At 62.3% G+C, this 11,887-nt stretch carries 12 protein-coding genes; all 12 read right to left on the bottom strand.

All coding sequences use genetic code 11. From position 1 onward, the window contains the following. Positions 1-10: 10 nt before the first annotated feature. The 12 genes from ACM26W_RS02810 to ACM26W_RS02755 all read right to left on the bottom strand — a co-directional run bounded on the left by ACM26W_RS02810 (position 11) and on the right by ACM26W_RS02755 (position 11,846). A complete protein-coding gene (locus tag ACM26W_RS02810) occupies positions 11-1,957 on the bottom strand; it encodes a TRAP transporter permease (RefSeq protein ID WP_416139358.1) in 1,947 nt (648 codons plus the stop codon). Between the two features lie 72 nt (positions 1,958-2,029). After that, positions 2,030-3,187: a TAXI family TRAP transporter solute-binding subunit gene (locus ACM26W_RS02805; protein ID WP_416139357.1), complete on the bottom strand. Its 1,158-nt coding sequence runs from the start codon at positions 3,185-3,187 to the stop codon at positions 2,030-2,032. A 157-nt stretch (positions 3,188-3,344) separates the two neighbouring features. Next, the gene (locus ACM26W_RS02800; protein ID WP_416139356.1) at positions 3,345-4,100 is read right to left on the bottom strand and encodes an enoyl-CoA hydratase/isomerase family protein; all 756 of its coding nucleotides are present in this window, start codon (positions 4,098-4,100) and stop codon (positions 3,345-3,347) included. 19 nt (positions 4,101-4,119) lie between these two features. Beyond that, entirely contained in the window at positions 4,120-4,740 is a 621-nt protein-coding gene (locus tag ACM26W_RS02795; protein WP_416139355.1) for a 4-carboxy-4-hydroxy-2-oxoadipate aldolase/oxaloacetate decarboxylase, read from the bottom strand. A gap of 12 nt (positions 4,741-4,752) precedes the next feature. After that, positions 4,753-5,427: an RraA family protein gene (locus ACM26W_RS02790; RefSeq protein WP_416139354.1), complete on the bottom strand. Its 675-nt coding sequence runs from the start codon at positions 5,425-5,427 to the stop codon at positions 4,753-4,755. Between the two features lie 2 nt (positions 5,428-5,429). Beyond that, a complete protein-coding gene (locus tag ACM26W_RS02785; RefSeq protein WP_416139353.1) occupies positions 5,430-6,101 on the bottom strand; it encodes an RraA family protein in 672 nt (223 codons plus the stop codon). Positions 6,102-6,118: 17 nt separating this feature from the next. Further along, positions 6,119-7,120 carry a hypothetical protein gene (locus ACM26W_RS02780; RefSeq protein WP_416139352.1) on the bottom strand — a complete coding sequence of 334 codons (1,002 nt, stop codon included), beginning with the start codon at positions 7,118-7,120 and terminating at the stop codon, positions 6,119-6,121. A gap of 43 nt (positions 7,121-7,163) precedes the next feature. Beyond that, the gene (locus ACM26W_RS02775) at positions 7,164-8,369 is read right to left on the bottom strand and encodes a CaiB/BaiF CoA transferase family protein (protein ID WP_416139351.1); all 1,206 of its coding nucleotides are present in this window, start codon (positions 8,367-8,369) and stop codon (positions 7,164-7,166) included. 42 nt (positions 8,370-8,411) lie between these two features. Beyond that, positions 8,412-8,813: a Zn-ribbon domain-containing OB-fold protein gene (locus tag ACM26W_RS02770; protein WP_416139350.1), complete on the bottom strand. Its 402-nt coding sequence runs from the start codon at positions 8,811-8,813 to the stop codon at positions 8,412-8,414. 1 nt (position 8,814) lies between these two features. After that, a complete protein-coding gene (locus ACM26W_RS02765; RefSeq protein ID WP_416139349.1) occupies positions 8,815-9,978 on the bottom strand; it encodes a thiolase domain-containing protein in 1,164 nt (387 codons plus the stop codon). Further along, complete coding sequence (locus ACM26W_RS02760) at positions 9,975-10,835, bottom strand: MaoC/PaaZ C-terminal domain-containing protein (protein WP_416139348.1); 861 nt, start codon at positions 10,833-10,835, stop codon at positions 9,975-9,977. The genes ACM26W_RS02765 and ACM26W_RS02760 overlap by 4 nt, the downstream gene beginning before the upstream one ends. A 63-nt stretch (positions 10,836-10,898) precedes the next feature. Beyond that, the gene (locus ACM26W_RS02755) at positions 10,899-11,846 is read right to left on the bottom strand and encodes an SDR family oxidoreductase (protein ID WP_416139347.1); all 948 of its coding nucleotides are present in this window, start codon (positions 11,844-11,846) and stop codon (positions 10,899-10,901) included. Between the last annotated feature and the right edge of the window lie 41 nt (positions 11,847-11,887).

The raw sequence follows: 11,887 nt of genomic DNA, 5'->3' as shown, positions 1-11,887 counted from the left end.
CCACTCGCCCTTAGCTAGCCGCCATGCTGCGCTTGCGAAACAACAGGCTGAGCAGTGTGGCCGCTACCAGGCAGGCCAGGGCCAGGGCCAGCATGCCAACTTCAGGCACATTGATCAGCGGATTATGCGGCATCGCCACCAGTAGCCCACCGATGATGAACAAGCCTCTCACAGGCCACTGAAGGAAACCTGCTTGCGCCAGAGAGCCGAGCTTGGGGAGATACCCCTGTAGGCCGCCTGCCACCAGGGCGATGCCGATGACTGCCGAGACAATTGCCTTGATAATCTCATCGACTGATCCCTGCAGAAGCAACGCCGGCTCCAGTACGAAGAAGAAGGGAATGAAGTAGATGATGCTGCCGAGATGCATCGACATGAAGCCTGTCTTCATGGGATGGCTCCCTGCTACCTTGGCTGCAGTAAAGGCGCCGGTCGCCACAGGTGGAGTGATGAAGCTGAGCATGCCCCAGTAGAGGATGAACATGTGCACCGCGACTGGATTCAGGCCTGCATCGATCAGTGCCGGTGCCAGTGCGATCGCCAGAAAGATATAGGCCGCGGTGATGGGCATACCAATCCCCAGGATAAAGCTTGTCAAAGCCCCCATCAGCAACAGTACCATCGGGTTACCACCGGCGATGAACAGAAGATCGGTTGCAATCGTCCCCGACATCCCCGTAACTGCCAACCCGCCCATGATCATGCCGATACCCGCCATGAGGCCCAGCAGTTCCACCAGACGAAGTCCGCTCACCTCGACGAACCCCCAGAGGTCGGCCAGCGACCAGCGGTTAACGGCACGAACTTGATTGATGACGATCAGCAGGGCAGTGGCATAGAAGGGCGCCACAGCCTCGCGGTTCATCACCAGCAGCATCCAGATCAGCAGGACAAAGACAAAGAGATAGTGCCATCCCGCCTTGAACGTCTCACCCAGCTTGGGCAGTTCCTTCTCCTCGAGTCCCTTGAGCCCCTGGCGTGCAGCGAAGAAATCGATCTGGATGAACAGGCCATAGAAGTAGAGTGCCGAGGGAATCACCGCTGCCAGGGCGATCTGGCCATAGGGAATGTCGAGAAATACCGCCATGATAAAAGCCGCAGCCCCCATGACCGGAGGCATCAGCACCCCACCCGTGGAAGCGCAGGTCTCCACGCCGGCCGCATAGGTCTTGGAAAACCCGACACGACGCATGGCCGGGATGGAGAGAGGCCCCGTGGTCAATACATTCGTGATGACGCTACCGGACATGGAACCCATAAGGCCACTGGAGAAGATTGCCACCTTGGCGGGACCGCCACGGACCTTACCCAAGAGCGAAAACGAAAGGTCGAGAAAGAATTTACCGCCACCGGTACACTGCAGCGCCGTACCGAACAGCAGGAAGCCGATCACTAATTTGCCGTATGCCTGGACCGGAATGCCCAGGATACTTTCCGCACTGAGGGCATGATAGATCGCCACCTGGTCGATCGGTGTCGACATGCCCGCCAGGCTATCCGGTAGCCAATCTGCGAAAAGGGGGAAGCACGACATCAGTAGAACAACCGTGAATATCGCCCAACCGCCACAGCGGCGCACCGCTTCTAGCGTCAGGGCCCACATCAGATAACTCATGTAGACGACATGTTCTGGTGCAGCAAACTCCCAGCCACGATGAATGGCATTCATCGCATTGGCGGCAAAGAAGCCACAGCACAGGAGAGCAGCGATAGCCAACAGCCAGTCATACCATGGCACCCTACCCTCCCTGGTCCCCAGGTTGATCGGGATAGAGAGAAAAACGACAGGTAGCAGCATGGACATCAGTACATAGATGTACTGAACGTCGAACATGGAAAAGCCAGTATAAAAGCCCAGATTGAATATCTGATAGACGGCCGTCAGAGTCGACAGAATCGCCACTACGATCAGAATGACTCTCATCAGGGGAGGACGGCGCTGGATGGCTTGCGACATATCTCACACTCACACACAAGAGGAATGGGGGCTTGACCTGCCATGGCAGGTCAAGACTTCACTCGGCGACAGTTACCGTAGCCCTGGAATGAACCCGGCCTCAGTCAGTGCTGCCGCCCGATAATCACTCCACTCCTCCGTACTGAAGCCATTGTCACCACTGGTTTGCATGTATTCCGCCCAAGCCTCGGACAGCACCTGCTGGCGGCGCACCAGCTCGTCATTGTGTGCCTGATGCTCATCGCTCCAGATGCCTTTTTCCGTGAAGTAGCGAATGGCGCCGTCGTGGTAAGGCATGATCCACTCGAAGTTCTGCTTATCCGCGGCCCAGCCCGAGGCTGCCGGGGCCTGGCGATTGAACGTCTCGAAGTGCTCGTCCATGAACTTGACCAGTGCGTACACTTCGTCCTCATCCTGCTCGGCCATCGTCGCCAGGATGGGCAGCGCATAGCCACCACTGTGCCAGGGGTTCTCCTCGCTGATATTCACTCCCTCAGTGGCGGTAATCGGCTGATAATAGGGAACCGTCTCGGCGATACGCTCCCAGGCCTCCTTTCCTTCCGGCGTGTCCGCTGGCAATTGCACCCAGGAGAGGCCGCCCGGGCTGCCGCTCAGCCGCTCGATCAGCGGATTACCCGTGGAGCCCGGCATGACATGGGCCACGCCATTGAGTACGGAGTCGATGGCCTCGAGAGGGCTGCCGATCTCGACCTTGCGGACGTCGTCCCAGGTGAGCCCGGCATAGGAGAGCACGGCGGCAGTGGTCATGTTCATGGCATCACCGCCCAGCACGTAGGCGACCCGCTTGCCCTCCAGGTCTGCCGGCGTCTCGATGCCGGAGGCGCCTGATGCCGCCAGGCCGATGGCTTGGCCGCCGAAATTGGCCGACACCACGCGCAGCGGCTGGGGGCCCCACTCATCGGAGTTGAAGAGCATCACCCCTTCCTGGGCAAAATAGGTGGCGATGCCGCTCATGGTATAGCTGGCCTGGCCGGTTTTCAGCGGCGTCATCCGGGCCACGTCATTGCGGCCAGGAATGATGCGAATATTACTATTCTGATGCTCGCGCAGCAGACCGCCCAAGGCCGACGCCTGGATATAGTAGGTAGACCCGGTGTCGTAGGCCGTCCACACGGAGACACGGGGGAAAGTTGGCTCGGCCATGGCCACCAGGGGAAGGGTGAGACCAGCGGCCAGGGACAGTGTTCGAACTCCAGATTTGATCAGCATCTTGTTGCACTCCATTTATCTTTGTTATGGATTGTTGACGCCCCACACAGTAAGCTAACCTTATATAAGCCTTACTTACAGAGAGCATGAACCACATTCACAGATTAATCCATCCCACACCTATAGACCTTAGTCGCAATCGGAAGCCATCAGTACTTCAGCAACCGTCGAAGACGGCAGGACGCTTGTCCTTGATCGCCTGCAACCCCTCGCGGAAATCCCGCGACGCCTTGCAGCGATCGATGTCCTCGTGCAGCCATCGAGTCTCGAAACAGCCATCGGCGATGGCATTCAGGTGGCGCTTCATGCCCTCGAGCGCCAGCGGTGCCAACGCCATGAGGTGGTCGATGATCGCCTGGCTTCTGGCGGCCAGTTCTTCAGCGGCACAGGGCGGATGGGTCAGCAGCCCCAACTGGAACATCTCCTGCGCTTCCAGCGGCTCGGTATTAAGAATCATCCGCTTGGCGGTATTCAGCCCGAGACGCGAGACGTAGCGGCGCAGGATACCGCCATAGAGATGCAGGCCGAACCGGGCCGCCGGCATGCTGACTCTCGCGGCATGGCTACCGAGGCGAAAGTCGCAGGCCAGCAGCAGATCGCTGGCACCGCCATAGGCACCACCCTGCACCTCGGCAACGGTGATTGGCCGCAGCGCCGCCAGGGCATCCATGGTGGCCTCGAAGCGCTCGCCACCAGCACCCGACGCCAGGTCCGAGACGTCATAACCGGCACAGAAGTGGCGGCCCAAGGCACATAACCGGACCACTCTCGCCGACGAGGCGTTGATCGTCGCGAAGTGCTCGACCAGCACGTCGAGGTCACCATCGCTCAGGCGATTGCCCTGCTCCGGGCGGCTGAGGGTGAGGGTCGCCAGATGTCCGTCCATTTCCAGGACGGGAGGCGTTGCTGTCATAGTGTTCGCTCCTCGCTGCTCAACCCCAGCCATAGATGGCGAGCGTGGACTCCCCAGCCTTGAGACGCTCGAGAATCTGCGCTTCGTCATCCTCCCGACGCTCAGCCGCATCAATGACGCCGGCTACCTCAGCGTGAGGAATCACTACCACCCCATCCCCGTCACCAACCACAAGGTCTCCCGCCGTCACCACAACGTCACCGATCATCACCGGCTGGTTGATCCAGGCCACGGCATCGAGATCCTTGCCGGTGCCCTTGATGCACAGTCCTCGGGAAAACACGGGAAAACCGAACTCGGCCAGGAGGCTGCCATCGCGAGCCCCCCCGTCGATGACCACACCGGCGAGTCCGCGCTCCAGGGCCGCCGTGGACATGATCTCGCCCCAGTAGCCGTGTTCAAAGGTGCTGTTGGTACAGACCACCAGTACATCGCCTGGCCGGGCCTCATAGATGGCACGATGGATCCAGACATTGTCGCCACCGGGGACATGCACCGTGACCGCTCTTCCGCAGACCCTGAAATCCGCGGATACCGGCTTGATGGCGGACGGCAGGTTACCGCGCTTGCCGAAGGCCTCATGCAGCGTGGCGGTAGGCAGCGCGGCGGCCCGACGCATGGTGTCGTCACTGATTGTCATGGCAAGTCCTCCTCACTGCTCTGCCGTCTGCAGCTGGTGATAACGAAACTGGGCACGGGCCTCGTCCAGGCGCATGCCACTGCGAGCCGCTTCGCGGATGCCGTTCTCGGCTGCTTCGATGGCCTCGGCAGTGTCCAGCACTGCCGCCTCGTGCTCCTGGGGTATCACCAACACGCCATCGGCATCGCCGCGCAGCAGATCACCGGGGGCCACCCGGGCATGACCGATATTGACCGGCACATTGGTGGCCTCGACCTGGACCCGGTCCTTGCCGGTACGCATCCAATGGCCGCGTGCATAGACCGGATACCCCAACTCACGACACAGCGCCACGTCCCGGCAGACGCCGTCGATCACGGTGCCGGCGATGCCGCGGCGATGGGCGATCTCGGTCAGGATATCGCCCCATACGGTGGCGTCATCGCGGCCCTGGTTGTCCAGCACCAGCACGCTGCCCGGGGGAACGTCGTCGATATAGTCGCCAACGGTGCCGGGCGGATGGCTGGCCGGGCCGTACTTGAGGGTGTAGGCGCGCCCGGCCAGTCGAAAGCTGTTGTCGCGGGGGGCGACCCGATAGCACTGCCCATTGATGCCATGCTTGTCCAGCGCATCGCTCAGGGTCGCGGTATCCAGCTTCGCCGCACGCGCCACATTCTTGTCCTGGGTGGTCTTGTTGTTGTCGCTCATCTTCACGTCTCCAGCATCTGTTCGTAGTTGCCACCCATGACATCGCCGATGGGCTGACCGGTCAGTATCGCCTTGGCCATCACTGCCTCCTTGCGCACGATCATCTCGGCGGTCTCGATGACCTCCTCGATACGGGAAGCAGGAATCAGGATCACCGCACTGTTGTCGGCGGCGATATAGTCCCCCGCCTCCACCCGCACCTCGCCCACCTGGATGGGGACATTGGTGCCAACCTCGGCGACCCGGCCTCGGGCCGTACGCGAGGTGAGAGTGCGGGCGAAGACCGGGAACCCCATCTCCCGAGCCTCGTCGATATCACGCACCGGGCCATCGGCCACGACCCCGGCGATGCCGCGCACCTTGGCCCCCAGCGACAGCAAACCGCCCCAGCTACCCGCATCGAGACCGGTCCGCTGCTCGACGAGGATCACGTTGTCGCTGTCGCCCGCCTCGATGGCGCTGCAGCACAAATGACGTGGCGATCCTTCCAGGGCTTTACCCTGCAGGGCCTCCACCGCCTCCAGCTTGACGGTAATCGCACGCCCTGAAATGCGCCTGGTCCCCGAGTACTGGTGCAGATCCGTCACCGCACCGGGCAGTCCCAGCTTGTCCATGGCATCGGAGAGCGCGCAGCAGTCCAGGCGCCGCAACCGGGTCAGAAAGTCATCCGACATATCAGTCACCCTTATATTTAGCTCGCAGGTTTCCAGCTGGCGAAGCACAGCCCCGTCCCCGTCAGCGCCGGGGTACGGTAGCCGGGCACATACTCGGCCCAGTCCAGTTCGAGGTCAGTAGCCGCCGCCGCCACCACGATCCAGTTACGGATCTCCGAACTGCCGGCCTTGAGACGTCGCGGATCGATCGAGGCGAGATAGTCCAGATCGCCGTTGCGGAAGGCCTCGATCAGCCGATGGTCGAACGCTTCATCCACCACGAAGTGGGAGAGACCGCCGGAGGCCATGATCCCCACCTTCAGATCCTTCGGGTACTCGGCGATCAGCTCGCGCAGGGCACGCCCCAGCGCCACGCAGCGCTTGGCCGTGGGCTGGTTGGGAGGATCGAAGGTGTTGACCATGATCGGCACGACGGGCAGCCGGGCATGGGAGAGATAGCGACGGTGCGGGAAGGAGAAGGCATGTCCCTCGAACTGCTCTCCCTCGAGGCCGGCCAGGGCGGTGATATCGAACTCCTTGTCGGAGAGACGACGAATCAGCCATTCGGCAAGCTCGCTGTCCACCGGGTAGTGCACGTCGCCATCCGGCTCCTGACGCTGTGCCCGAGCATGGCGATACCAGCTGTCGTCCTCGCTTAGCGCCTCGCGCTGGGCGTTGCGGATGGTCTCGCCGTAATAGATGGCGATGGCTGGCATGTTGGTAAGCCGAAACAGCTCTGTCTGATCATCGCCGGCCACCAGCAGCACATCCAGGTCGGCTGCCGCAATCCGATCCTTGAGGGCGTTCATCGCCGCGTCGGCGGCATCGAAACGCTCGGCCATCTTCTCCGGGGTGACCATGGACTCGGAGTCGGCCGGTGCGACGGCGAGCAACTCCTCGTAGGTGCGATGGTTGCCTTCGCGATCGAAGTAGTGCGGGTTGCGGGGATCGACCTCCTTGAAGCCGTACTGCCAGTCTTCCTTGCGGGAGGTCAGCATGATGCTGTGAGAGGTGCCGAATGCGGCCGTTAGCGTTGCCATGGGCGATACTCCTGTCTGTTGTTGATATTCGAAACCGGCCGCCTCACACGATGTGGCGTTTCTTCAGCTCGTCGATCTGTGCCGGCGAGATACCCAGTTCCAGCAGGATGCGGTCCGTGTGCTCCCCCTTCTCGGGGGCCGGCCTGGCCTTCTCCGGGCGCGGAAAGCGGGACATCCGAATGGGCGTATTGATGACCTCGAGGGTGCCGCGCTCCGGGTGATCGATATCCCAGGTGACATCCAGGTGCTTGACCTGCTCATCCTCGAACATCTTGTCGATGCCGTAGATAGGGCCACAGGGCACCCCTGCCTCGTTGAGGGCATCGATCCACTCGGCGGTGGTGCGCTGCAGGAAGAGTCCACTGATGGCCTCGTTGACCCGGTCGCGGTTGCTGACCCGTTGGGCATCCGTCTCGAAGCCCGGCTCATCCAACAGTTCGGGCACCCCCAGCACCTGGCAGAGGCGGACCCACATGGTCTGGCCGATGGCGGCCAGGTTCAGGTAGCCGTCACGGGTGGGATAGACCCCGGTGGGCACGGTGATGGGATGCTCATTGCCGTTCTGCCCGGACACGTGGCCATCGATCAACCACTTGGCGGCCTGAAAATCGAGCATGGCGATCTGGGATTCCAGCAAGTTGGTGTGTACCCACTGCCCCTCGCCGGACACTTCGCGTTCGAGTAGTGCCACCAGGATGCCCTGAGCACAGAAGTGGCCGGCCGCGAGGTCAGCCAGCGGAATGCCGACGCGCATGGGGCCGCGCCCTGGCTCACCGGTGATGGACATCAGGCCGCCCATGCCCTGGGCGATGGAGTCGAAGCCGGGACGCTTGCTGTAGGGTCCGTCCTGGCCGAAGCCGGAAATGCTGGCGTAAACCAGGCGCGGGTTGATCGCCTTCAGCGACTCGTAGTCGATGCCCAGCTTATGTTTGACGTCGGGCCGATAGTTCTCGATGAAGACATCTGCTTCGCGAATCAAGTCGTTAAAGATCGCCTTCCCTTCCTCGGTCTTGAGATTCAGGGTCAGGCTCTCCTTGTTGCGGTGCAGGTTCTCGAAATCGGCGTGGTCGTGGGTACGGGCCCCGATCATGTCGTCACCACCCGGGGCGCCCTCGGGTATCTCGATCTTGATCACCCGGGCGCCCATATCGGCGAAAAGTCGAATGGCGGTGGGACCCGCCCTCACGCGGCTGGCGTCGATCACGGTGAAGCGCGAGAGGGGGCCGTTACTGTTGTTTGTCTGCAGCATGTCATGGCTCCACATGGGGTTTCGAAGGAGGTTGCGCCACCATTACGCCGGGATAAACAGCGGCAGCGTGGGTCCATCTTCCTTGAGCTTGCGGAAGACGGCGCGCACCGGCTGACCGACGTACAGACTCTGCGGGTCAGCATCGATGATATTGCTCATCAGGGTCACCCCCTCCTCCAACCGCACGAAGGCGATGGTGTGGCCGGGCTGGCCCTTGCGCATCAGGGTGCTGTAGGAGTAGATCTCCCCCCTTCCGCTGACTGTCTTCCACTCGACGCGGTCGCTGAGACAGTGCGGACAGACCATGCGCGGGTAGAAGTGGGGCTCACCACACGCCTGACACTCCTTGATCAGCAGCTCTTCCTGCTCGGCGGCGGCCCAGAAGGCTTCCACATCCATCTGTGGCGACTTGGGCTCAGGCCTTGCTTGCTTGACGTCTGCCATCTCACTCCCTCCCCAGGATGATGGTGCCGGCGGTATGGCGGGAGGCGAGTGCCCCGCCGATGCCACTGGCAATGGCCAGGTCACAGTTGGGTACCTGCACGGCCGGTGCAGCCTCACCGCGCAGCTGGCGCACCGCCTCGATGATCTTGGTCATGCCGCCTCGGTTGGCCGGGTGGTTGTTGCACAGGCCACCGCCATCGGTATTGAAGGGCAGCTTGCCCTGGCCGGAGATCAGGTTGCCGTCGTCCACGAAGCGGCCGCCCTCGCCCTTGCGGCAGAACCCCAGGTCCTCGAGTTGCATCAGCACGGTGATGGTGAAGCTGTCGTAGAGGGAGGCGTACTTGATGTCCGCTGGTGTGACGCCGGCCATCTCGAAGGCCGCCGGACCGGACCAGGCCGCCGCCGAATAGGTCAGGTCGATCTGTCCCGCCTGGCCATCCTTCTGTGCCTCGCCGGCACCCAGCACCTTGATCGCGCGGCGTCCCAACTGAGCGGCAATCTCGGGACGGGCAACGATCACGGCGCCGCCACCGTCGCTCATGACGCAGCAATCCAGGCGATGCAGCGGGTCGGAGATCATCGGCGAATTGACCACCTCTTCCACGGTCACCGGGTTGCGCAGCATGGCATTGGGGTTGTGCTGGGCATGCTGGGAAGCCGCCACCTTGATCCAGGCCAACTGTTCGCTGGTGGTGCCGAACTCATGCATGTGGCGGCGCGCCACCATGGCATAGAGGTTCTGGGTCGCCGGCCCAAAGGGCAGCTCGAAGGGCAGGTCCGGAGCATCCGGATCAGGGGCCTTGAGCGCCAGCGAGGCACCGGCAGCGCGCGGGCGCCCGGCCAGGGTCACCAGGGCGATATTGCAGCGCCCCGCGGCGATGGCCTCGGCAGCATGAGCCACGTGCAGGATGGGTGCCGAACCACCACACTCCGTGGTATCCACATGGCGAACCCTGAGGCCCAGATACTCGACCATGCTGGTGGCACCCAGCCCCGGGGCGTCTCCGGCACAAAAGTAACCGTCGATATCCGACTTGCTCAGCCCTGCATCTTCCAGGGCACCCTTGGCCACCTCGGCGTGGAGTCGTGCCACCGAGATATCGTCTGCCCGGCGGGTGGGGTGCTCATAGGCACCGACGATGTATGCCTTGCCATTGAGACTCATGATGTCAGCACCGCATAGCCGTTGTTGAGAACCACCGCGTCACGCTCGGCGACGAAGGCGCGGAAAGTGATTTCATCACCCTGCTTCCAGGCTTCCACGGTCAGCGTCTCGCCGGGGAAGAAAGGGGCCGAGAAGCGCGCGTTGTACTCCTTGAGCCGGGACGGATCGCCGTCGGCAAACTCGTTGATCAACAGGTTGGCGGCGACTCCATAGGTGGCCAGGCCGTGCAGGATCGGACGCGGAAACTTGGCGCTGCGGGCGATTTCCGGCGAGGCGTGGATGGGATTGCGATCCCCGTTGAGACGATACAGCAGCGCCATCTGCGGGGACGTCGTGGCCTCGAGGCGATACTCCGCCTCACCTTCCGGCAGCCTGTGGGGCTCGATCATGGGTCCACTCGGGCCTCCGAAGCCGCCATCGCCACGGGCAAAGGCAGTACCACTGACGGTAGCCAGCAGCTCGCCGCTCTCGTCGTCGTGGATATCCCGGCTGAGATAGAGGATGGCGCCACGCCCCTCGCCCTTGTCGATGACATCGTCGACCCGGGTCACCGCCCGCAGGGTGCCTGCAGGGGGGAGCGGCTGATGAATTTTCAGGCGCTGCTCGCTGTGGACCATCATGCGATAGTTGATGCCCGCCTCAGGATGCACCGCCCAACCCTGGGGGGAGCAGAGCACCAGCGGCATGGTGGGGAAGGCCTTGAGGCCATCTTCATAGACGTACTGCAGCTGCCTGGGATCCTCCGGGTCCATACCCAGCCCCAGGCTCAGGGCAAACAGCATGGTGTCCTTGTCCGTGTAGCGCTGGACTACCGGCTCCATCTCCCAGTTGATCAAGAAGTCGCGATTGATCGGCATGGTATTGTCCTTGTCGTATCGTTGCGGAAGGGCCGAGGGCATGCCCTCGGCCAGCTTCTGCTGTTACATGGAGTCCCAGGCGAAGTACTCACCGCCATCCAGTGGCGTGAAGAATCGCTTCATGGAAGGCATGGCGCTGTCGTGGATCGCCTCCTGGGTCCAGCCATCGCCGTAGGATACGGAGCGAATCGGGCGAATCTGATTGAACAGCATCAGCTCGTTGCGTCGCACGCCGAAGATCTGGCCGGTAATGCCCTCGGCCAGGTCGGAGAGCAGGTAGGCGATCAGCGGCGCCACCTTCTCGGGGGTGTTGAGCTTGGCCTTGGCGAGCCGCGCCTTCTGCTCCGGGGTCTCGGCCACGATGTTGTCGAGCATGCGGGTAAAGGCAGAGGGGGAGACGGTATTGGAACGCACGCCGGCACGCTTCATGTCCAGGGCAATGGCCTTGGAGAGGCCGATGATGCCGGACTTGGCGGCACCGTAGTTGGCCTGGCCCAACATGCCGACCACGCCGGTCGGGGAGGTCATGTGTACGAAGGCACCGGAGCCCTGGGCCTTGAAGTGTTGAGCCGCGGCGATGGAGGTGTAGAAGGAGCCATTGAGGTGCGTGTCGATGACCAGCTTCCAGTCCTCCAGGGACATCTTGTGGAAGATCTTGTCACGCAGCACACCGGCATTGTTGACGACCCCGTCGATGCGTCCCCAGGTCTCCACGCCCAGGTCCACCATGCGCTGAGCGCCTTCCGGGTCGGACACGCTGTCCTGGTTGGCCACTGCCTGGCCGCCGGCCTCCTTGATCTCGTTGACCACCGTCTCGGCGGGGCTGGTCTCTTCCTTGTCACCGGTCAGGCTGGTGCCGAAGTCGTTGACCACCACCCTGGCCCCCTGGGCGGCACAGTAGTGGGCGATGGCGCGGCCGATACCATTGCCTGCACCGGTCACCAGGATCACCTTGTCCTGAAGGGTGTTCTTGAGGTTGCCGTCGAGTGATTCGGTAGTGAGGTTGCTCATGTTCTGACTCCTAGCCTTGTTCTTGAGAGGGGTTGTGATGA

The organism is Halomonas sp. HK25 (assembly GCF_047795635.1).
Classification (GTDB): domain Bacteria; phylum Pseudomonadota; class Gammaproteobacteria; order Pseudomonadales; family Halomonadaceae; genus Halomonas.
Note: the sequence above shows the minus strand (reverse complement) of the source record. Positions and strands in the feature narration are given on the sequence as shown.

Bases quoted from the DNA above. Each gene is read 5' to 3' on its own strand.
- ACM26W_RS02800 (WP_416139356.1), bottom strand. From the start codon at position 4,100: ATGACAGCAACGCCTCCCGTCCTGGAAATGGACGGACATCTGGCGACC.
- ACM26W_RS02755 (WP_416139347.1), bottom strand. From the start codon at position 11,846: ATGAGCAACCTCACTACCGAATCACTCGACGGCAACCTCAAGAACACC.
- ACM26W_RS02795 (WP_416139355.1), bottom strand. From the start codon at position 4,740: ATGACAATCAGTGACGACACCATGCGTCGGGCCGCCGCGCTGCCTACC.
- ACM26W_RS02785 (WP_416139353.1), bottom strand. From the start codon at position 6,101: ATGTCGGATGACTTTCTGACCCGGTTGCGGCGCCTGGACTGCTGCGCG.
- ACM26W_RS02760 (WP_416139348.1), bottom strand. From the start codon at position 10,835: ATGCCGATCAATCGCGACTTCTTGATCAACTGGGAGATGGAGCCGGTA.
- ACM26W_RS02780 (WP_416139352.1), bottom strand. From the start codon at position 7,120: ATGGCAACGCTAACGGCCGCATTCGGCACCTCTCACAGCATCATGCTG.
- ACM26W_RS02765 (WP_416139349.1), bottom strand. From the start codon at position 9,978: ATGAGTCTCAATGGCAAGGCATACATCGTCGGTGCCTATGAGCACCCC.
- ACM26W_RS02790 (WP_416139354.1), bottom strand. From the start codon at position 5,427: ATGAGCGACAACAACAAGACCACCCAGGACAAGAATGTGGCGCGTGCG.
- ACM26W_RS02775 (WP_416139351.1), bottom strand. From the start codon at position 8,369: ATGCTGCAGACAAACAACAGTAACGGCCCCCTCTCGCGCTTCACCGTG.
- ACM26W_RS02805 (WP_416139357.1), bottom strand. From the start codon at position 3,187: ATGCTGATCAAATCTGGAGTTCGAACACTGTCCCTGGCCGCTGGTCTC.
- ACM26W_RS02770 (WP_416139350.1), bottom strand. From the start codon at position 8,813: ATGGCAGACGTCAAGCAAGCAAGGCCTGAGCCCAAGTCGCCACAGATG.
- ACM26W_RS02810 (WP_416139358.1), bottom strand. From the start codon at position 1,957: ATGTCGCAAGCCATCCAGCGCCGTCCTCCCCTGATGAGAGTCATTCTG.